This is a genomic window from Nocardia sp. NBC_00881 (assembly GCF_045207455.1).
Taxonomy (GTDB): Bacteria; Actinomycetota; Actinomycetes; order Mycobacteriales; family Mycobacteriaceae; genus Nocardia.
The window spans coordinates 125,146-149,375 of the sequence record NZ_CP108798.1 but is presented as its reverse complement, the minus strand read 5'-3'; the positions used below and the strand labels follow the sequence as shown (position 1 = coordinate 149,375).

1 protein-coding gene (running past both ends of the window) is annotated in these 24,230 nt (G+C 65.5%); it reads right to left on the bottom strand.

All 24,230 nt of this window come from inside a single coding sequence — locus tag OH799_RS00465, ElyC/SanA/YdcF family protein (protein WP_406274080.1), on the bottom strand. Of the gene's 112,296 coding nucleotides, 26,836 precede the window and 61,230 follow it; the stretch shown corresponds to coding positions 26,837-51,066 — codons 8,946 (partial) to 17,022 (complete); the first complete codon in reading order (the gene reads right to left) occupies nucleotides 24,226-24,228. The start codon and the stop codon both lie outside this window.

The following is a 24,230-nucleotide window of genomic DNA, read 5'->3' as shown; positions in this document are numbered from 1 at the left end:
CTGCCACTGCCCGGTGCCGTCGCCCGGTGCGGAGACATCATGGTCGTCGGGGGTCGCTTCGAGATGTTCCAACGCCCAGCGGTATTGCCGTGCGGCGATCTCGTGGTCGGCGATCCTCGCATCACTCTTGGCAGCCGCGATCTTCGCCGCAACGTCCGCGGGTACCTCAGCGCCGAATACCGAAAGCGCCGGTGGCGCAACCGCGCTCGGATGATTTTCGTTCAGCCAATCGACTATTCGCTTCTCGGGGATGGTGCTCGTGCGCTGGGCAAGTGACATCGTGCGGCGCTGGCCCGGAGTGAGTGTGGCGTAGGCCTGAACGAAGAGGGTGTCGGAACGGCGGCGCACCTTCTCTGTGACCTGCTGCGCGGTCGGCTGATACATCGCGTAACCCGACAGCAGATCTGCCACCCGCAGAATTACGTCGCGCCCAACTTGATACTTACCGTTTTTTTGTTTTGCCAGCTCGTCCAGATCGAATTCACCAATCAACCACCGTTCGAATGCACTGGACTGCTCGCCGCCTAGCACCTCGGCGATGTCCGTCAACCGCTGCAGACCGAGCCCATGCGCCTCGGCGAGCAACTCCTTCGCCGCTTCCATTCTCACCTGAGCCTTCGCTGGTCCGCTGACCTTCGGCGCCGGCTCTACAGGACCACGGGTCGGGCGGTCGGGCGGCTGCAGGTGGGGGCCACCCATCGTCCTCGGTGGATCGTGCCGCGGATCATTGGCACGCAAACCACTGGGCGGATTGCCAACCCGGCCTTCGTCGACCTGCTGAGAGAACGGGCGAGGACCCGGATCCGACGGTGCTGCAACAGATGCTTCCGAGCGCCCCTCTGTTTTCGAGTCCTTCGCGGGGTCCCGACCGAACCAGCCGTTGCCCAACCTCCCCATGATCGAATACGAGTTGCGCCGGTCTGGCCCACCGGCAATGCGCGCCAGCGAATGCCGAACCTCCCGGACCGCGGCCTCGTCGTCTATCTGCGCGCCATCGCCCTTATACCAGGTGTCATCGATTCTGACCAGCACCGTACCGCCGTCGGTCAACAGCTCACCGATCCGAACCGCCGCGCCGGAATCCGCACCGGCCGCACGGAACTCTATCGGCACACCGGGCACCTGAGTGTTGGCACCGGTCATCCGCGCGTTGTGCACCTTGCGCAGCAGTGCATCCTGCACGCTGCCCAGCCCCGACTGCTTGCCCGGCAATCTCTCCCGCAACGCCGCCACCATGGTCCGTACCAGTTCGGCGGCGTCCACCGAACCCGGATCCACACCAAGGGGGTCGAGCACGATCACCCGGGTACCGGCGTCACCGGTATCCACCTGCACACCCAGATCGTCGGGCAGGTTCCGTCGCGATGTCGGCCGAGCCTCGAACACCGTCCAGGGGTGCCGGATCGAGCCGTCGGCGTTGAGTTCGACCTTGGTAGCGATGTCGGCGACAGGACTCAAATGCAGCTCCGAGTATTGGCGCAGCGTACGGACGCTGGACCTCGGTGCGATCGCGTCGACAACTAATCCAGCAGCATGCAGCACGGCGACGGCCCTCCGGGCCGCTGACCCCCGAGCCGAATTACCGGACAAGAACATCAGTGCCATTGTTGGATCGGCATGGACGGCGGCGCGGAAGTGATCGTTCGCTGCGAGCAGCAATCCGTATGTCCACCCGTCGACCAGCAATTGCCGCGTCCGGCCCGGCGCGTACTCGACGGTTATCACGAACCGGCCCGCCATCATCTTGGCCCTGGCATAGAAGAACCGCCGACCGGCCAACGGTGCCCGCAGCGGAACACCATAGGACGGACCCTCTCGGGCCGCCCACCTGTTGAACCGAGACTGCCAATCCTCCGGGTAGATGGGCAGGTAAGCGATGCGGTCCTGCCGTATGTGCTCCGCGGCCCACCGCTCGTATTCCTTGGTACTTTCGTTGAAGACGGAATCCACCCCGGTGATCTGCCCGTCGGCGTCCATCGTGGGACGGCTGACGACCTGGCCGGGCTCGAAGTGGTACGGACCCCCGAGCGTGGCCGGATCAATCCCCATGGGCACCGGATCAGTCCCCATGAGCAGGGGAGGATTGCCGGTGAGGTACCAGTCCTCGATGATCGCGCGAATCTCGGTGGGGACGTCGGGGACGCTGACAAAGGTCGCGGCCGGCGCGGCAGGTTCCGACAGTTGACAGTCGAACCACACCCGCCTGGCGTCGCGGTGGAGGTCGGCATCGGCATGGTAGGCGCCGCGACGCAGCAACTCACCGATCGCCGGGTCGAACCGCTCACGGGAGGGGTGGATGGTGGTGACGACCCGCACGGTCGGCGCCCCGTGGACTTCGTGCAGCCACACTTCGATGGTGCCCGGGTGCGGTGTCAGCAGATCCGATATGTACAAACGGTCCAGCAGTTTCGCGAGCAGATCGGCAGCGTCGTCGACGCGGCTGTCGTCGACCCTGTCCGGAAGCAGGCTGCCGAGACCGGCGCGGAACCAGGCCCGGGCTTCCTCCACACTCGCCCATCCCTTGAACCCGGCGGGTATGTCGATTCGGCGTGCCTGAACAACTCGATCCTCGTCATCGAGCGGCTCGATGACGGGGTGGGCGGTCGACGTATCGCCCGCAGCGCGGGAATCGGCCTCGTCCCGGAATTCGCCTATCAGATCGAGGAATTCGTCCGCGGCCGTGCGGTTTCGATTCAGCCGCGAGGGCTCCTCGGTCCCGGTCGCATGGTCACGGATCTGATTGAACCCCTCCATAATCTGGTCGAACCACATGGCGCGGCCCCGCCGGGCGAAGGCGGGCCGCAACGATGACTCGAGCCTGTCCGCGAGGGCATCCCTGGGTACACCGTATCGTTGACGTCGGCCGGGTCGAGGATGACGAGCTGTCCGCCTTCGTTTCGCACCACCACCGCCTTCCCTGAACGCCTCCGTATCCTCCATCAACGCATCGACCAGCCGATCCAACAATTTGGAAGGCGCGTGGACCGGGCGATCAGATTCGCGCGGCAGCAGACGCCAGGCCTCCAGTAACTCACGCAGCAGTCCGGAATACCTCTCCCCCGACTCGATATAGACGACGAGGGAACCGCCCCGCACCACACGCGGCACCGACAACCCGATCGTCCGGCCCAGCAGTGATGCGAGTTCAATCGCGTCGGCACTATCGATACTGTCGCAAACCTCGCGCACCACCATCGAACGATCGGCGAAGGCGAACACACCGCTGCGATAATCGTTCAACAATCTCGGCTTTACGCCGGCCTGCTTCTTCAACGTCGCAATACGCTCCAACCGCTTTGTGGCAGTGGAGGATTCACCGTCGTCGCTGATCGGATTTCGGTCGACTTGGATACCCCCGGATGATCCGAACGCGGTGCCGAATTCCATACGCCGCGCGCCACCTGGCACCGCCACCGCCTCACCATCCATGGTGAGTGCGACGATCCCAGTCAGCGTCGGGGCAACACCCGGTACGGATTCCGGCTGATCATCCTTCCGGTACGGCTGCCATTCATCCGACACGTTCGGATCGAAAATGAATACCTTGTCGGAGGTTTCACCATCCGCCAGCCCCAATACGCTGGGATCGTTGGTAAGCCACACAATGTGCCCACCCACCAGGCCATCGTGGTACTTCTTTCCCACCGCCACGAGCGCCCGCTCCGTCACACCCTCCAGACCCGCAGCCACCGTCTGCAGCGACTGCACCGGCTGCAGCGGATGGCCGGCGATCTCCTCGAACCTTTCCTGCGACACGGCCCACCCCGCCAAGCCGTTCCCACCGACATCCTCCGGGGCATCCTGCATCACCTCGAACCGAGGGTTACCAGTAACACGGAAAGCCTCCGCGAATCCCCGTACCGCACAATCATTCTGATGCGCGGACGAATGGGTCGGCGACGGAAGCCGGTCAGATGTGCCATCCCCCGCATTCGGGACCGGCCCCGTCGGCAACCGCACCGGCAGACCAGTCCGCCCGTAGAGCTGGGCAATCTCAGGGTTGTACACGCCCAAACCGGATGCCACATCCTGAGGGGTCGACGGCCCAGCATGGACAGTCCCCTCCGGGATGAGCTGCCGTTCGATGGCTGCGTGGCGTCCAAGCGCATCCCCCCACGGACCCGCATCAGGCCACTGCCTAATTCCCACCACCCCTAGGTCCACCCCGACACCACCGTCGATCGGGGGCACGGGGAGACCCTCGCTGTCGTAGGCCAATATCGCTGTCTGTTGCGCCGTGTCCCGCTGCCCCGGCTGATACCGCCGCCATTCCGAACCGGAGTCGGCCAAGTCGACCATCCACACCTCGCCAGGGGTGTTGCGGAGGCCGTCTTGCCAGAGGTGCTGGATACGCCGGAGCCACGTAGTCAGGTCAGCGCGCTGGGTTCGGTCCATCGCGACAACGGCCATAGCCCTGCGGATGTCGTTGGTCATCAACCACATTCGGGTGCCGGACGGATACTTCTCGACGCCGACCGCGAAGGTGGTCTCGTCCAAATGCGCCAACCGGGCGGCGACCACATCGAGTGAGCCGACGGGCTCGAAGGGTCCGCCGGCGGCGGTCTCGAGCTCCTGCTGCGAGCACTCCGCCACTCCGAGAGGCAGACCGGCGCCTATCGCAGGGTTGCCGGTGACCGCGCGCAGCATCGCGAACCCGCGTCCGATCTGGCCTGCTCCGATCTGGCCTGCTCCGGGCTTCGGAACGACACCGTCACCAGCCTCGGGTCGACGGTCGGCGGCCAGCACCTTGCGCCATAGGCGCGAGAGCTTTTTGCGTCGCCTCAGCCAGACTGGCTGCGCGTCATAGAGATCGGCTGCGGAGTAGTTCCGATGCCAGTGGTACCAATGGAACCACGGATCCTCCCACGCCGAATCCCCCGGCTCACCAGGACGGCCGACGGAATCATGAGGCAACGGGAATTCCCAGGTATAGGACTGCCCGCGGCCGGTTACGGATACTTTCACCAGATCGCCGTCCGGCAGCCCGCGCACCGTCGCCTCGACCGTAGCGTCACCGTCCTGCAACACGCTTGCCAGCGCCAACAGCAGACGGCATCCGGCGTCGACAACCTGGTTGTCCGGGAGGCGCCGCAGCAGCCGATCCGCCAGCTGGCGAAGCGAGAAGTTCACCGCCTCGTCGTCGCCTCGTCGCACGTCCCACATCACGCTCAAGTCGGTGCCTGATACACGCAGCTTCAACCATCGGTCGCCGTCGGCGACCACATCAACCTGCAAATGGGGGCGACCGACGACCTTGTCCACCCACCCCTTTGCCACGGCTTTTCCGATAAGACGCCGGTTGTACAGTCCGTCGCCGATGATCGGCGTCAGCATCGGATCTGCACGGTCGAATCCCTTGTCCTTCAGCCACGCGCTGAGGTCCCCATCCGGCTCTACGGAGTCGAAATGCCGCACGCTGGGATTGGGGGGCGGCGGCTCGAGCCCGGCCACGATCTGCGCGCCCTCTGTCGCCTTCTCCCGCTTGCGATGCACCGCGCTATACGACTCGGGGAACACCTCGTCCCAGTCGATGGTTCCGTCGTCGTTGTAACAGTAGCCCGGGAACTGGACGCTCTCCCACGCGTCGTACCCGTCATCGGTGCCGTGAATCTGACGGTAGCGACCGCGCAACATCTGCTTCGCAAGTTTGAAGGCCTCCCGCCTACTGCGCTTGGTGGGCCATTTCCGAAAGAACTGTAAATGGCCGAACTCGTGAAAATTGACCGCGTCATATGGCAGTTCCGCCGGGCCCTCGATGTTCCCGAGGGCCACCGCCATCGCAATTGTGCGCCGAAACAGTCCCGGCTTGGTCACACACCACTTGTTCCACACGATGATGTACCGGCGTGCGGAACGCAGCTCGAGTTCGATCGCATTGGCAAACGACCAAGTCGGGACAGCTTCTTTGTAACGCCCGACGTGGAGGGACTCGCCGGCGACGAAACCTGTGTCGAAATCCGCGACGAGGATCTCATCCACCTCGCGCTGTGGTCCGCTGTCAACGTTCTCACCGGATGTCCTGAGTATCTCGCCGACAGTCTCGGCGGAAATATGCCGATCGCCGAGTCCGGACACTCGGATTCCCCGCGCGGCCCTGAATTCCCCGATCGCCGACATCTTGGCCTCGTGCTCGGAGTCCCCGATGAAAGCCTCGGCGCGTCCGCCTCCGACGTGGGCCTCACGCTCCACTGTCGCGCACAGCCGCAGCTTGTCGGACGTCGCGATCACGCCATCTGTCTTCGCGGCGGCAAACGACTCCGCGACGGCTTGACGAGTCTTAAGGCGCTGCTGTGGGTCGTAGCCGTGCGGGCTGAATCGGCTTGCCAACCAGGTGTACCACTGGTCTCGGTCCACAGGCCCGTCAGACCCGATCACACCGCAGTAGTGTTCGAACAGCTCAACTTCCACCGCCTCGCTGGCGCGCATTCCACCGGTGACGTCCAGCGCAAAGCTGAACAGATAGGCCGCGACATAGTGCGCCGACCGGCTGGCGCCTGCTCCCCGTTCCGAGACCGCACTGTCGAGAAAATCGCGGTCCATAAGAAGCCGTTCGTTCACTACCAGACATTCCATGCGCGCGGCGTCGTCGCCGACCTGGTCCTCCGACTCGGCGAGGTGGTTCCCTTCGAAAGGCGCTGCGCGCAGTGCCGGCACCGTGACATGCGGGTTTTCGACAAGCAGCTGGTCCAGCCGGACGGCGAACGGCCGGACCAGGTCGACATCGAACCGGGCGTCGTCGAAGTAGGACTCGTCCACCTGCAGCCCGCGTCGTTGCGCCAACGCCGCCATGACATCCCGCGCTGTCTCACACTGTGCAGCCCAGTGGGGGTTGCTATCTTGGCCTGTCGAGGACACCTCGGCGGGATCCCCTGCCAACTGCCGCACGCGCTCGTCCGCCTGCGCGAGCAGCTGAGCGAAACGACCGGAAGCGATGGCGTCCAACGCCTTCGGCTCGGCACTGGAAGGTTCCGGATCGCTGGTCTCTGGTGTCGCTGCCTTCGCTTCGATCGTGGGCAGCACCGCCTTCAGCAGCAACCGCCACCACCGCTGGCCCCGGGGCAGCGTCCGCACGGGTTCGGACACCGGAATTCCGTCCCGGTCATACCAGTTCGCTCCAACGCGCACCCGCACGACATCGCCGTCCATCTCCACCGTCATCGCAACGACCGTGCCGTCGCGGAGCCGGCCGGTGATCGACTCACCGGTCCGCACCGCGGCGCGCGCGGCGTTCCCGGCCGGCGGCTGCGACGCCAGGGCCTGGCACAATGCCACCGCCAGGCCCGGCTCGGATTTGGCCGCGACCTCCACTTCGCCGGCCTCGTTCTGGCTCACTGCCGGAGCGGTGAGCTGTCGCCGGTATTCGGCGACCACGTCCAGGAATTCGCTCGCCATCGTCGGTTCGCCGGGAGCGGACTCGTCGTCCACATGCGACAGCAAGTTCTCCGTGCCGGTGGCGCCGACGCGCAGCCGGTCGAGCTGGGCCATCATCTGGTTGAACCAGGGCAGTCGGTCGCGGCGTTCGAACTCCGGCTTCAGCGCCTCCAGCCGGGTCGCGAGGAAGGCGATGTCGGCTGCGGTCAGCCCGTTGTTGTCGACGAAGACGCCCGATTCCAGGGTGTAACTGCGCTCGAACAGGCCGATCTTGCGGTGTTTGGCGAAGCTGTGGTCGAGATCGATTCTGGTGAGGGGATCGACCAACCAGTTGCCGCTGTTCTGGTCGCCATTGTCGACGAGCACATCCAGCAGTCCCAGCAACCTTCCCGCTCGAGAGTGCAGAATTTCGGCAAGTTCCGCTTCGGTCAAATCCGGCAACGCGATGCGGGCCGTCACCCCTTCGACGTACTCGAAGTACATCGTGTCGCCGACGCGCAGTCCCTTCGGCACCGGCGCGCCGAACGCCGATCCGACCATTCTGGCCAATTCCTCGGCGTCGGCCTCCTTCCGCAGGAAATAGCGTTTCTCAACAACTTTCGAGCCGTCCGCTAAGGTCAGGGCCTTAACACCGCTCGACAGCTGCTCCTGATAGGTGTCGGCCCGCAGCCCTGCGATCCGTTCCGCGATGGACGGCTCGGAGCCGTTCTCGCCGCGGTTCACGTCCGGGTCTGCGGGACGCTCAGCCGTGTTCGGGTTACCCAGTCCAGGGGGGCTATCGGGCACATCGGGTTCGGCGTCCGGGCCAGTCGCCCCATCGAACGAACCAGTGTCCTCCGGGTCGGCGGGGTCGGCGGCCCAGCCTATGCGGTTGGTCGGGCGCACGACGAGGTCCGCGGAGCCGTGCCAAGGAGTGATGTCGTCGGCGTCGAAGGTTGTCTCGACTTCGGCCTCGGTGTCGCTGGCGGTGCGCAGCGGCGCGGCCTGGCTGTAGGTGGCGGGTTCCGATTCCGTGAACGACGACGGACTTGCGGTGGGTTCGGTCGACTCGAGTGCCCGAAGAAGGTAGTTGTCCTCGTCCGCAATGGGATCTTCCTCGGCGCCACCCGCCTTCGCAGGTTGTCGCTGAGCGAACCACAACACTCCAGCTGTGTTGTCAGGGGTGTGGCCGACACGCCTGAAGTCGTCGATAGCCTGGTCCACAAGCTTGTCGGCAACGACAACGAGGTCATCGGAGTTACCCCGCACGATGGCCTCTCGGATGCGCATCGCCGTCCGGTCGCTCAGCCCGTCACTGCCCACCAGCACATACCCGGATACGGTAAGCACCTCGTCGAACATATGGCTACGGTCGCCGGCAACCGGGATCTCTCCGTCCCCGATCCATCGCTCGAGTTTCCCGTTGCCTCCGCGGTGGTCCTTGGTGAGCCGCTCAGCAGGACCGGTCTCGGGCACGAATTCCACAAAGCTGTCGCCGATCCCACCTCCTACCAGGCGCTTGCCGTCGGATATGGCCAGGACGAGCGTCGTCGCAGGCTGACTCTCTTCGGAGCGGTCGTCATACAGCAGCTCGTTGAATGTCATGATGGCCCGCTGCGCATCCGCGATGCCGTCTTCTGCCGCTGAGTACGGCGAGGTTTCGTTGGTCAACGCCGCGACCACACTTTCGCGGGTAATCCCGGCGGCGAGCTGGGCGACGACATGGGTGCCCTCCGAGGCACCGAGCCCGTCACACACGATGCCGACAGTCATCACTGTGCCCCCGATTGTCGGCTGGGCGGCTGCCAGTGCGTCGTGGTTGTAGTAGCGGCCACTGGGATCGGTGACGGTGGTTATCGATCCCACCCGGCCGATCTGACGGCCCGCCGAAATATCCGGCGCGAGTGCCACATTCAGGTAGTCGCGCATCGCGCGCTTCAGTCGCGGCAGCGGATCGGGCGCACCCTCCGTGTCGGTCGGCTCAGCGGAGCGCCCTGCTGCGATCTGCGGGCTCCGCATTACTCCTGCCAGGTATGACAGTGTCTCGGCGGGCATGCCGAGCCAGTGCTGTATCAGGAGTCGTTCCGGATCCACGCCCTCCACCAGAGCGGTCGCGGCCCGCAGCTCGGCTTCCGCAAGGCTCAGCGGGTCGGTGTCGTCACCGCTGGAGGCATCCAGCCTCGCAGTCGTGTCGACCTCGTACTCTCCCAACGGCCGGATGACATCGCCGACAGGTATCAACGTGACGGTTGCCTGGCTACCGGCGCGCCGCACCACCAGTTTCGACCCGTAAAGCACACCGGTCGGGCTTTCCTCCAGCCCAAACAACGTCATCCGCAGCTTCCCGCGGTCGTACTCGCTCAGGCCCACCACCGCGGGATCACCGAGTAGCCGGTCCGCCAGTGAGATCGCATCAGGATTGTCATCCAAGTCCAGCGACACAGTCATCTGTGTAATCCGCTGTCCCGATTCGGTGGTGACATCAATGTGAGGCTGGCCGCCGAACGCGCCCGTCGCCCCCTCCACCGCGATCTCCACTCTCGCGGCCTCGTCTGCGGAGAGCAGTTCTCGTCCGGTGAACCACGAGGCGGCAGAATCGCTCGCCACCTCGTCACCCGATATGCGCTCGGCACTGTCATCTCCGCCCGGAAGCGCATTATCCGCGTGGCCAGCGGCGGGCGGCTGGAACGCACGTCCACCGTCCTCCGGGCGATGCCCGCGTCCATCGTGGCTGCGCCGATAGGGGTACGGGCCGTACAGGTCACCCGCCCGCGGTCGACGTGGGGTATCGGCGGAGCCGATGTCCGACAACGGGATTCGCTTCGTGTAGCGCCAACCGCCGTCGACTTCGCTGACATCCGCGCCGTCGCGCAGCACCCGTGGCCGTGGTTCGGCCGTACCGGCCTCGTCGACCTGTATCACCAACGCCGGCTCGTCAGTGGTTTCGTCCACCGACAGCACGACAGTCAGCTCATCACGGGCATCGAAAGAGTCGAGCATGCGAAGCACTCGCCGAGCGGCACCTTGGATTTCGGCCTGCTCGGTTCCACGTGGCAATGCCTTGGCAAGGTAGTCGCGCATACGCTTCGCCGTGGGCATCGTGCCGGCATCGCGTACGAACTCGACACTCTGGGCCCGACGCTTGACGAGCGCTGCAATCGCGGCCATCTTGTCATCCAGTTCCGCGTCTGCGTCAACCACCTGGATGGCCTCAGTGACCTCTTCGCACTTCTGCTCGCACTCGAGGTCAAGGCGCTCAAAGGATTCCGCCGCGGCAAGTAGCTCCGTGGGCGCTGCGTCCTGCTCGGACAGCGCCCGCACATCTGGCCGCGACTGCGGGGCGGCACTCCAATTTCCATCCGATGTTTCGAGATGTTCGTCGTACCTGGCGCGAGCCTGGTCGCGACGGGTACGCGCATCGGTCAGGTCGGCCTCGAGGCGGCGGAGGGCGTACACGCGCTTCAGCAGACGACGGGACTCCTGCTCACCTTGGTACAGCACGTCGTACCACGCCACGCCTTCGTTTTTCGCGGCAGAGGCATCGATAATTTTTGCGAGCCCGTCACGAAACTCCACCGACTTGCGCTCGGCTTCCTCACACATTGCCGCCAGCTCGGCGGCTAGTCGGTCTTCAGCGCGGATGGCATCGGCCCTCGGCTGAGGGGCTGGCTCCGGCGCCTTGTCTTCCTCCGGCGCTTGTCCCGATGCGGCGTTGGCCGGGGACTCATCGTGGGTGGCGAGGGGGACAAGTGCGGGGGTGTCGCTCAACGGAACATATTTGTCAGGCTTGAACAGCCCACTGAGGAGGTCGTAGGCCTGGCGCACCTCGGCTGGTATCTCTTGCCCGAGACCACCGAAGCCCGCATCGGCAGGCTGTGCCAGCAGTCGTATTTCGTTCATCAGGACCGTGACGATGTCTTCGGCGCTCGGCTTCGCACGCGGTCCACCCGGCAACCCGTAGCGCAGGAATTCCGCCGCGGAAAGGTCGACCGACGTCACAGCGATATGGGCAAACTCTGGGCAGAACATCTTCGCCAGCAGTGCCACGCGGCGCGCATGCGGTGGGCGACAGAAAAGGAGAAGGTTCTTACCCGCGAGGTCCTCGACACTATCCAGACCGAGATGCTCTGCCAGCATCATCATCGAAATCGTGAAGTTCTCGGGAGTGTTCATCGCATCCGGTTCCAGAAGGATCCGATTTGCGGGATAGCCGCCCTGTACCGCGAGAGACTTGGATTCGCCGGCCTCGCCGTGCCAGCCGGAGACAATTTTCAGAAGATGGCCGAGTCCCTGCTCGATAAGGAACCTCGCAGCAAAAAGCGCGTGGACAGGCTTCTTGTGCCCCAACAAGAGCGCGAAGTCGTACTCGCGCGCAGGGTCGAATGCCTGTTCCGCATTGAACCATTCCGAATTGCGATCATTTCGCAGGTAAGCCCACATCGTCTCGAGGGCGGCCCCCGCCTGGGACGCTTCGGACGGACCGTACAGTCCGGCCAACCATCTCTCGAACCATGTTTTGACATCTCCACTGGGATCACCTGGCAACGCCAACTGATCCATGAAGCGGCGGCGCACGGCTTCGCACAGCTCGTCCGGCGGCAGCGATCCGTCAATCAGGTCCCGGTCGAGAATGAACCAGTTCTCCTGGTAGTCATCGACAGTGCCCTCATCGCCGGGAATCCGTACCCCGTCCAACGGACCGTAAGCGGTCGAGAGGTCGGCCAGCGTCTGCGCCGCCACCTGCAGCGACGCCGGATCCAGGCGCTCATCGCCGAATATACCGGCCGCATAGCCGAATCCGTCGGCGCGGATTCCATAGTGCCGCAACAACTCATCGGCGTTGATCGTCGCCCGCTCCGAGGACACGACACTGATCGTGGTAGCTGTGGACGCGCCTTGGCAGTAGTGGACATCGATGCCGGCCAAGACCAGCTCGCGCAGGTCCGGGTCCGAAGCCAGCAGGACCTGCAGGCGGCTCGGGGGGCCGACCAAGACCAGGCTGTCGCCGTCGGCGGTGTGCACTGTGCCGAGTTCAACCGATCCGGGCCAAGGAGTGATGTCGCTAGCGTTGAAGGTGGCGGGTTCCGAGGCGGTAGCACCGGCCGACCACGCATCCGCCTCGCCGACCGATTCAGACTGTCCAGCGGCTGCGAGGTCGAACTCGAACGGTGCCGGTCCTTCGGCCAGCGCATCGTCGTTGTCACTGTGCTCCTGAGCGGCCGGTCCGTCGCCCCCGACGCCGTCAGTACTCGACGACCGCAGAAAGTTCTCGACATCGTCAGTCCACGAGCTCAGGAGCTCCTCGAAGTCCGCCTGCGGAAGGACATCGATCGAGACTTCCTCGATGTCGCCACTCAGCCGCAGCGAGACCCGGTTGCCGGCCAGCACGACTGTGACCTGGACACGCACCGCGGGAGACCGCTGGCTGAGCAGCTCCAACGCCCTTTGCAGGTTAGCTGTGAGAATTTCGACCTCCGACCGGTCACCGGCCCATCCCGCCAGCGCGATATCGCCGAGCAGACGGACCGACAGCTCGATCGGAACGTCGCGGTCCCACAGCACCGGCCATCTCATGCGCAGATCGGAGCCTTCGATATGCGGTGAGAACAGGGTCAGCTGGTTAGTGCCGCCGGTATCGCTGGTAAAGATGCTTACGCCGATTCCATCGGCCGTATCGGTGCATCCGACAACAGCTCGTCCACCATTGCGCATGAGCCAGTAGCGAACCGTCGCCGCCGCCATCGCACACCGGTCCTCGGGCACTCCCCATTCCCGCAGTGTCGAATACAGCTTGCCGCGCGGATTGGCATCGTCGATCAGCTTGATGGACGCGGTCCGGGTGGCATCGCTCGGAGTCATCGCCAAATCCCCTCCGGTGGGATCAGGGCGGTCGCCGCGAGCGATCAGTATCGCCTCGTGGTAGCCGAGAGCCGCGCTCAAACGCTCTGCGGCCGGGAGACCAGCTGCCAACGCCGCCAATGCGGTGGCCCACTCCCGTATCTCTTGATCGAGTGACGGTGCGCCAGCGACAATGCCGTCGGACCGCACTCGGACCAGCAGTCGCACGTAAGAGTCGATCACTTGGCCGACCGCATCGGCGACCTCGCGGCCGGACTGTCCGGTCGGCAGCAGTCGACGGGGTTCTTCCAGTAGCGACACAATTCCGGGGGCCCGACCGTCGACGATTTCGTCGAGCGCCAGCGCCACCGTCAACAGCTGGGCCTCCGCGGTCAGTGCCGACGAATCCGAATCGGCGGCGCCAGGGGCCACCGGGTTCTCGCCGTCGAGGTGAGCGTGACAACGCCATGGTGTCTCCTCCCCTCCGTCGACGGTGAGTTCGATGGCGACGTGATCGGGCAGGTTGTCGGATGGGCTGGACGCATCGAGGTCGGAGTGCGAAAGACGTACCACCGCTTGGCCGTTGCGCAGCGCGGTAGCCAATTGTGCCCTGAGGTAAATCAGGGCGTCTTGGATGTCCACGTCGGCGAGAATTCCGCGCAACTGTTGCTCCACGAGCGCCATAGGGCGGGTGTAGGCGTCCTCGTCGCCCGCGTACACCTTCAGTTCGAAATCCGGGTGCCGCCCGTAGACACCTCCACCGGCCGCGACCAGCTCGTCGCGCAGAACCTGCTTACCGCTATTGACGGCGGGCTCGAAGTCCAACGGCAGCGAGGAGTATTCGACCGTCATCATCTCGTACGAGGCAAATGCTTCTGCGAATGCCGACGGCAGATCGACGTTGCCTTCGGCGTCTACCGCGTCGCGGCCGAACTGGTCGCGCAGCCAGTTCGTCAAACCTTGTTCGGTACCACCGTCGCTCAAATTTCGCGCCGCCAGTGCCGCCCTCGCCCGCACTATGGCGCGCTCCCCGGCCGCGCTGTACGCGACGGCCCCGAGAATTCTGCACATCCAGAAGTCACCGATACCGCCGGTAGCCAGATACGGCAACTGGTCGCGGTTCCAAATCAGGCTGATACTGCCGTCCGCCTTCCGAACCGGCCAGACGAATGCGGCTGGGTCCAGATCGGGACGGTGACGCCGCCGGAACCGGCGCATCAGATCGTTGTATGTGGTGGCCTCGAGCTCCGTGATGTTGATCCACGGATACTTTTGTTTCGTATTCGTCAACCGACGAACGAGTGCCGCGCGAAGAGCCTGCTCGGCGGGATCGTCGTCGCGGAATCCCCACGCCGGCAGCTCACCAACGTCATCCGGGTCGCCCGGACCCCTGTCCTCATTGTCGCCGGCATTATCCGGGTTGGGATTACGTGCGTAGGGCCCCGGACCGAAGGAAGCGGCTCTGCCCGAGCCCAATCCGTAGGGCAGGGCCTGGCGGCGGCGGAATTCGAGACTGTCGGTGGCTGCTTCGGGGTCGGCGGTCGCTGCGCTCTGGTGGGGAGCCGAGCCGCGGTCGGTTTCGTGGTATTCCCAGGAGCGGACCGGTTGACCGTTCTCGAACAGCTGGATACGGGTTATCCGGTTGCTTTCGCCGATCCGCACTCGCACGTCCGGTGCGGCGTCGTCGGTGTCGGTGCCCAACTGAGTCAGGGCGTGCAGCAAACGTTCGCGGAGGTCGGCGCGCTGGTTCTCGCGTAGCCCTCGCACGTTCTGCATCAGTACATGGTCGGCAAACTCTTCGACGTCACCATCGTCCCACGGGAATTCCAGCCATGGTTGGTCTGGGCCAGCGCCGTCCGGTGCGTCAGTCCACACCAATCGCTGTGCCAGACGGTCGAGTGCGGGCCCGGCTTCGGCGATCGCGGCCGAATCGCTCGCGGCGGCCCCCTGCTGCACGTGCATCCAGAACAGTGGCTGGAGCAGGGCGCGGTCGGCAGGGTCGAGTGCGCGCAATGCGCGGGCCCACTCGCGGGCGGTCAAGTCGCCCAGGCGAAGTGCCGGGAGGTCGTGGGTGGCTGCCAACCACGTCCCGAATGCGACGGCACGGGTATTGGCGTCGATGACAAATTCGGCTACGTCGTCCAGGAGCCACTTGTCGGGGCTTCCGCCCGGGGTCAGACCGCCGAGTCCCCGTGCGGCGCGGTCGGAGATCTCCGCCACGGTGGCTTCGGCGGCGCGGGTCTCGCCCATCGCGGCCCGTGCGCAACGCGTCAGATCCGCGCTGTACCGCTCGCGCAGAGCAGCGACCACACCCTCCCTGTCGTCGGGTTCCACAGACAGGGGTGGTGGGGTTATCTCACCGACAAACACTGCGGAAGAGGGTATTTCGGTGGCGGGGTCAACGATCCGCACCGCCGGGCCGTCCACGACCTCTATCCGGAAGTCGATGCCGTTGCTCTCCGAATCGACGGCGTGCACGTCGGCCGTGGTGCCGGCGCCGAACCTCAGGATCCTGGACTGGAGCTCACGCATCGATGCGAAGTCCTCGACGCCATCGGTGTTCAACAGTGTTCGGAGAGTATGGAGTTCGTCGTCCAGGTGCCGGTAATCGGCCGCGAGCTGCTCGAGTTCCGCCATTTCTTGCGGCGAAAGATCGTGGCTCAGCTGCTGTATTGCTGCGGCGAGGGCATCGGGAGTCGTCCCTGGATCCACCCAGAACGAGAAGGACGCGACCTGTTCGTATACGCGGTAGACCACCGCGTCGAGCTTTTCGCGCAGCCTCCAGAACTGTTGCAAGCCTGGACTATTGCCATCGGCGTCCGGCTGGGGCAGTCCCGCGCCTGCCCGCAGTGCGAAGACCTGCGCGGCGTGGTAACGCACGCGCATTTCGTGTTCCTTGAGCGCCTTCGCGAACCCGGGAATGTAGCGCTCGTCGTCGTGAAGTTCCCCGTACCCCGACACCGTCGCGTCGATCTGCTCGGCCGTCAGGTTTCCGGGTTGCTGCGCGGAGCGGCCGGCGTCGAACCGGTACAGCATCTGGGTCACATTGCGGCGAGCCCGAATTCCCTCGGCGAGAGCTTCCGCCGCGCGGGACTGCTCGGTGGGCTGGGTTCGCTGCCGGGCATCGAGCAGGTCGGCCAGGTGCGCGGCGTATACCCGCGCCTCCAACTCCTGCTCGGCCGCAACCGCTTCCAGGTGCAGGTGCACCGTGTCGGCCAGCGCGGTCGGGGACGACTTCGGCAGGTCTACGGCGAGAGTTTCGACCAGGTCGATCTCGGTCTCCAGGATCGCCCGCTGCCACCACAGGTCCTCGATTTCGAGGGGATCGGTCGCGTATGCCTCGTTGTCCACCAGCCGCTTGCGCTGTTCCAGCAGGTCCGCGTACAGCGCCGAAACTTCCTGCCCCAGTGCCGGCCTGCTGTCCGGGCGCTCCTCATGCGTCGCGTCCGGCTGCGGCATCCTTGCGGCAAGGTAGGCGGCCTTCCACGCCGTGATCCGCAAATGCGGCGCCAGCCACAGCAGATCCCCCACAACCTGCTCGGCACCATCGCCCGGGGTATCCCCACTTCGGTGTTGCGCCGCCGAGTGCGCAACCTCCGCCACCGTCCCCGGTATGAGCTCAGGATCCAGCGGCATCTCCCCTTCGAAATACCCCAGCAGAGCATGCATCCGGCCTTCGCCACGGTAGGTATCCGCGACGGCCGCGGCATACCCTTCGATGAGGGCAACCGTTTCTCCGGGGTTCGGCATGAGCCAGTCATGCGCTACCCGGTCGACCGCCAGCGCCGCGAAGCCCTCGGTCTCCGCGTCGGCGAGCCGATACGTCAGCGCCTTCTGGGCCAGTACATCGATCCCGGATTCGACCGCTCCCGATGGCGACCCCAGTTCACTGGAATCCGCAACGCGCGCACGGGTATCCGGCAGCACGGCAATGATTCGAACCGGCGCCAGCTCCGCCGGATCGATCCACACCGGCAGGTCTGCGACCAACTGTCGCAGACCCTTGGCTTCAGACTCGCGCACGGAGTCCGCCACCACGAAGGCTCGGACCAGCTCCTCGGGGATCGGATCCGAATCCATCTCACGGATCCGATCGGCGAATTCGGTCAGCTGGGTCAACCGCCGCGCGAAATGGGCGGCTTCGTGCGCTGCGACCTTGTAGCGGCGGACCAAGTCGACATAGCGCTCGGCGCTTGCCGGGTCGTGGAGGAAGACATCGTCGACCAGGGAGTCGAGCCGCGAAGGCAGCGAATCACTATCGGCCACGCCGATCTGAGTCAGGGTCGCGACGATTTCGGCACGCAGTTTGACGGTTTCCGCTGTCGCGATCGCACCGTAGACGGCGGCATCGGCGCGCAGCTCTGCAACCTCCGACAACAACCCGGCGGCCGCACGATCCTCTGCAAGGCCGGGTACTTCGGCGGCCAGGTCCGCCAGCCGCGCCGCGTAGATCTCAGTGTCCAAGCCAGCGGTCATGTATTCGTCGGCCACACCGAGGATCTGTGTCAGGACCTGCAACTGCTCGTCGGTCAAATCGGAGCGGCTCGACAGTTCGGCGAGGGTTTCACCGATCTGGCTCTGGCCCCATCCTGGTCCGTCCGTCGGCAGGGATGCGGCCCACTGCCGGATCCGCGCGCCCAGCTCGGCACGTTGTGTGGCCGCGCTGGAGTGAGCGGCCGTCGCCTCCTCGAGTTCGGCGGCAGCCGAAAGTCCGCTATCCGCGCGGATATACAGCTCATCAAGGTATTCGCTCAGGCGACGCGCATGGCGTACCGCGCGTTCGAGAGCGTGGGCGGTCTCCATCAGGCGCGCGACGTCGACATGCTCCGAGTCGAAGGACGCGAGCGCGGTGGCCGCCGCCAGGGCCTGGCCGGTTTGCAGCTGGTTTCCCGTGTCCCCAGGCACTACCCCCATGTACAGGAGGTCCGCTTCGAGAGCGTCGCGGCGCGCGACGGCCACCGCATGCATCTGTTCCACGATTCCTGCGCCGACCGCACTGTCCGGCGTGACATCCCGCTCGGGCGCGAATGCCTGCAGCCAGGCCGGATCAGGTGGCGATGGTTGCCGCCGCGTCGGTGCGGAAACCTCAGGTGCTTGCCGTCGATCGCGGAAGAAGTCGCAAAGATCATGGAAGTTGAAGCGATCCACGGGAATCGGGTACAACGGCATGGTGGCGCGGACATTCTGCCCGACGTAATAGCGCCGGGTCTCGAGCAGATCCTCGGCGCGGTTCCGCGACAGCCGGTCGGCCTGCTTCTGGTCGGTGGCGAAACGCAGGATCGTCGTCTTGCGGGTCGGGCGGCCGGTGGTGTTGCGGTGCCACTGCTCATGCAGGTGGGTGGTGAAGGCCGCGGCGACGGGCGATACCCGTAGCGGCACGCCCACCACCTCGTGTACTGCGATCTCCTCGGCAGTATCGAGTCCAGCGCCGTACGCGAGCTCGAAAGTGCCGGTGCGCGGGTCGAACCACGCGAGCTGTGGCCGGGATTCATCGTCTCCAGCGGCCAGCACCTGCTCCAGCGCGCGGTATCCGGCCAATTGCCGGGTGTGGACGTCATCGAGCCTGCCCGTGGCCTCCCACGCCTGCAGCTCATCGATCGCGCGCCGCAGCATCGCCTCATACCCCTGACGCCGCCAAACATGCGGAACCCCATACAGTCTGTGCACGACGTACGGATCTCCGTGTATCCACGCAGCCTTGTCCTCATCGGACAGTTCCTGCCATGCCGACGCGTAGGCGCCAACAATCCACGACGATGAGATCCGCGGTTCGGGCCCCTGATACGCGGCGACCCGCGCGAAGAAGTCATCCGATATCTCTCGCACCCGCTCCTGAGCGACATCGTTCGCAATGGGCGCCTCTTCCCGGCCACCATCAGGTTCCGGATCGAAGCCGGCCGGCCATGACCCGCGCTGAGCTTCCCGCAGTGTGAACCCGCGCGGCGGGTCCTCGGAGTCGCCGAGTAGCTCGTCTGCCAATATCGCGGCAGTCCACCAGGTTTCGGTCGGCTCCTTCTCGTCGCCGGAGATTTCGCCGTCGAGTGACATGTCGTCGGGCTGGTTGTCGAAGTCCGCGACGAGCCGCACCGTCATGGTCCGCTCCGGGTGCGCACCCGCCAGCTCCGCTCGCACCACGACCGGGCCGCCGCTGCTGTCCTCGTAGGCGAAAAGCGCCAGCTCCCAGATGATCTCAGCGGCATCCGCGCACTGACCGGCGTCTTCCCAGCCGTGTGCCCGCATCCAGACGTTCAGGACGGCGGCGGCCTCGTCCGACCGGTCGAGGAAGTCGTTGACCCCGGTTGGGCCGAGCGGGATGTCGATGAAGTCGGGTGGATTCATGGTGACCGACCCGTCGGCCATCGCCGCCGCCGCGTCGTCCGACCCGAGACCGGAAACCTCCTCGTCCGGGTCCAGACCGGCCACCAAACGAGCAGCGGCGGTGGAGCCGAGTCGTGTTGCGCCATAGCCGGGGTCGCTCGGGGTGACCCCGAATTCGGAGGGACCGGGGGTACCCGTCACGTACACCGGCATGCCGTGCGCGGCGGCGGAGTCGGCGGGCGTCATACCCGGATCGATCAGCAGCAGCGCGTCGACATCCGCGGACAACTGACCGTCGAGGGCGGCAGCGCTGGCGGTCGAGGCACCCATGCCGTGGCCGGCGAGCAGGATCCGGGGACGCGGCTCGTCTCCCTCCGATGGATCGGGCGTGAATTGGCGGACGAGGGACCGCAGCCCCGTACCGACGTCACTGTCGGCATCCGAGGTTCGGTAGCCGAACGCGACCAGCACTTCGATGTGGCCGCCGTGGTCTTCGGTGGCCCGGCGGTAGAGGTCGGCCGCGCCGCGCAATGCCGCCGCGAGGTCGTCGGGTTCATTGAGCGAGCCCTCCGCCGCATACACCAGGATGGTCTCCGGCTCGGTTCCCCCGGGTTCCTTCATCAGGATGAGCGAACGCTCACCTGGATCGATGGACAAAGGTCGGATCGACGGTGGATCGGCCATGTCCGAGAGGCCCTCTCGGACATGGTTGATCACGTTCAGCACCATGGTCATCGAATCCGCCGCGGACAGCCCCGGCGCCGGTGGATCCGAGATTGGTGCTGCCGCATCGTCTTCCGGCACACGCGGGCGGGCAGCCATAGTCCGGTTGGCGAGTTCCTCCGGCGCGGCGACGTCGGTGATCAGCGACGCGACCTGGTCGGTCATCATGTCCATCCAGGGCCGGAAGCCCACCCCGCCGCGGACCGAGTGCAAGACCAAATGGTCGACGTAGGAATTCGGAGCATCCTGTGCCGCACGGGATTTCCATGCCCCACTACGCCGCCACAGGTCATCGAGCACCCGTTGAATGTTGAGTTCGGTGATACTGCGGTCGTCGCGGTCGGACGGATGCCCGCCCTCGTATTGCAGGGTCACCGATACCGGCGCGCCACCTGCCAAGGTCGACAACCACCGGTAATGCGCGACTACCGTCGCCAGGGCGGCGTTGATGTCGGACCAGCTCGCATCCCAGGGCAGCACGTGCACGGCCCGATACACGGCCGCGTCCTCGTCACCGATGGTGAGCCGCAGCGACTGGGGCTGCGTTTCGGTCCGTCCCGTCGGTGAGTAGGTGGCCGGGCCAGCATCGACCGCCGACAGGTGCACGGGAGTGCTGGACGCCAGGTGCTCGACCAACCGCCGGGCTTCGCGTTTCAGATCCAAAATTTGTCGCGTCGACTCGGGATCGACCGACCGGTCGCCGGAAGTCAGCAGGATCTGATTCGCGGCGTCACGGTCGGCGTTGCGGAAACTGGCTGTGCCGGCAACGACCTCGAGGATCAAGGGGGACGCAAGCGCAGCCGCCCATTGTTCGGGGTCGAGTGCGTCAGCCCACGCGGCGAGCCGCGCGATGTATTCCTGCTCCGCCTCGATGTCGTCGTCCCGCAACCGGTCCAACAGCTCTTGCGGGAGCTCGAAGTGGAACATCTCCAATCCGGCTTCCACGGCGCGCTGCTGCTGCTCCGTGGGTTCGAGGGCACGCGTGTCGAGGTCGATGAGGCCGCCAACCGGCAACATCTCCGGCGTCATGTCCGAATCCGGACCGGATTCATCGATCCGAATCCCCAGCACCGCAGCCTGTTCGGTATCGAACGTGCCCACCCACACCTGGCGATCACCGGACCCGCCACGCACCGTCAGCACCACATCGACATCACCCGCCTGCATGGCCGCGTCGGTTACCCAGTCAGCTACCGCGGCGGCCTGCAGGCTGTTCCCCCAACCCCGCACCTCGTCGAGCACCCGCAGCGCACCACGCGACACCCACCGCGTGTCTCCGCCCTCCTTGACCCGCGCCCCAATCTGCACCTCCCGTGCCCCGTACGGTCCCGGCACCTTCAAAGCCGTTCGCGCCAAACGGGATCGGTCGACCATGTCGATACGCAGCACCCCGCCGTCAAGGCGAGCCGTCATCAATCCCGGACCCAGGCGCGCGGCGAGCTCGGCGCATCGACCGACCAGGTCTTTCACATCGGCGAAAGCGGTGCCCAGCCATTCGCTCAGACCATCGGAGTCGGACAGCGCACCGGTCCACACCGGATCCGGCCGTGGTGGACCCTGCTGATGTCCACCGAAACTGCGCGTGGGTCGCCCGCCGGGAGGGTCCGGATGGAAGTCCGAACGCGCTGGTGGGCCGGCCTCCGGTGTACCCCCAGCCAAGTCGGTGGAGTCCTCCGAGAAGTCGGACAGGCGTGCCTCGAAGTAGCGGGCCTGAATGTGCGCCGTGCGGAAACCGGAGGCGTAATTCGACAGCGATTCCACAGCGTCCACGTGCGGCATCCGGACCAGCAATGCCGTTGCTGTCGTGGTGATCTGGCCAGGCACCAGACTCGCGGGAGCTAGCGGATTCGGCAGGAGTTCCGCCGCTTTTCGTACCATCGCGGCGTTCGTATCGCGTTCCGCGGCGGCTTGGCTGGCCGCCAGCGCAACGATTTCCGGATCATGGCTGGTAGTACCTGCAGCCTGTGCACTCAGTCGCTCTTCCAAGTAGCGGGTCGCCAGGTCGGTGTCGCGGTAGTGGACCGCGGCCCGAAGCAAGGCGTCGAGGTGCCGGCGTTGTTCGGTGGTGTAGGTCGAGGCCCACAGGTCGGCGAGCGTGCGCTGGATCTGGCCGTGATCCATCGACAGCGAAAGCAGCGGTATCCCCTCGATGAGCGCTGCGAATTCCGTTCGCGCGCGGTCGCGCTCGCCCCTGGATTCGAGGTACGCACGGCCCACGTTCGACCTCAACAGGTCGTCCGGCAACCCTGGCGGGCCTTCGGCCTGGTGGTCGCCCGCCGACTCGGCGATGCCGACAGACGCGTCCTGCGCGTCGGTGAATGGCCCACCCAGATCATCGAGACGAGCATCCAAATATTGTGCTGCCAAGTCGATTCCGGCGTAGCGCGCCATTAGGGGACTCAGCGCTGCCAGCTGTCGTGTCTGGTCGTCCGACCACTGCCCGCCGCGCAGACTCGCCGCCAATTCCCGGAGGTGCTGGACAGTCAGTGTTCCGGACGGGAGCACGAAGTTCGCCGCCGCGGCGAGGACCCCCACCAATTCCCGAATCTCGGCATCGATTGCCTGCCGCGCATCGAAAGCCGACGCCCGCGCCCAAGACGTCAGACGTCGTTCATAATCCGGCGACATCACCTGGTCGGACGGAGCTCGATCCCGCAATCTGTCCAAGTGCTGCTTCAAATTCGCGGCCGTGCGGTGAGCATCGTCGAGTTGTTCGGCGAGGCTGAGGAGATGTGTGTTTGTGCCGCGGATCCGGCCTTGGACCGTCTTCAGCGCTCGCGCGGGCTCCAGCCCCGCGGTGATCCTGTGCTTGGCTGCCTCCGCGCGAACGGCCACCGCCAGGTCCGCTTCCAGCGCCAAAGCCTGATCGTATGCCGCTTGCACTCGCGGGCTCGAAAATGCCTGTGCCCGACCGGAATCAACCGATGACCCCGAACCTGCATGGTCTCGCCAATCGATAACACGCCAATCGCCGCCCACTTTCAGGCCCAATGACACGATCGGGTCACCGTCCGGCGCGTACCGCACCGCCGCCCGAAGTGTGATCGGATCCGCCGCGACCGCATCATCATCCGGTGCCGCCTCCGCGAACGCCTGACGCAGCGCCGCGACCGCGGCGTCCTGCTCCGCGCTGGACGCACCGCTCAGCAGCCGGCGAACCTGCTTTTCGGAAAACCGGCGATCCACGGCATCGGGTGCGGCCCGTCCGGCCACATCCCATGTGACGCTCAGGAATTCGTCCCGGCCCTCGGTAGACAGGCGGGTCAGTTGGCCACTCAGCGGAAACAGCACCCGAAGCTCCGGCCCGGCCGCACCAGCGTGCTTCGACACGACCGCCGCACCGAGAAGGTGTTCGTCATCGAGCAGCCGCGCAACGAACGGCATCGCAATCCTGAACCGCCACTCGTCCAAGACCTGGCTCAGCTCACCGTCACGCAGTCTGGTGATCGTGGAAACAGGCAGCTGCTGCGAACCGTCGGTGGCCAGCCGCACCCCGTCGGCGCGGGGCTCGTTCGGCTGTTCGGCGCTTTCCAGCAGCTCGATCATCAGCGAGTACAGTGCCCGCTCGCCGTCGGTGGCCTCGTCCGCGCCGCCTCGCATCCTCGAGTGCGACTCAGCGAATGCCTCACCCAGCCGCAATCTCCAGCGGGTCCCCTCGGAATCCGTCAGCTCGATAACGGGTTCATCGACATCACCGCTGTCTTCGTCGGCCAACTCGAAGCAGTACCAGCTGAATTGATCCAACACCCATGGGCCGAACGACGCCTCGTCGCCCTGGTGGGTATCGCGGAGTGTGGATTCGGCCCGTTCAACGAGTGCTTCCCGGCTCAGGCCGATGGTGTTGAGGACGACATGACCGTATTCGTGATCAGAGACCGCTTTGCTGGCTGAGCGAACCGGTCCGACGTTGTAACCCGACGCCACGCTCGTCACGACGAAACGGTCCGCCAATTCCGGATCCGTCGTGCAGAGCTTATCCAGAACGACGTGGCTACCACCGT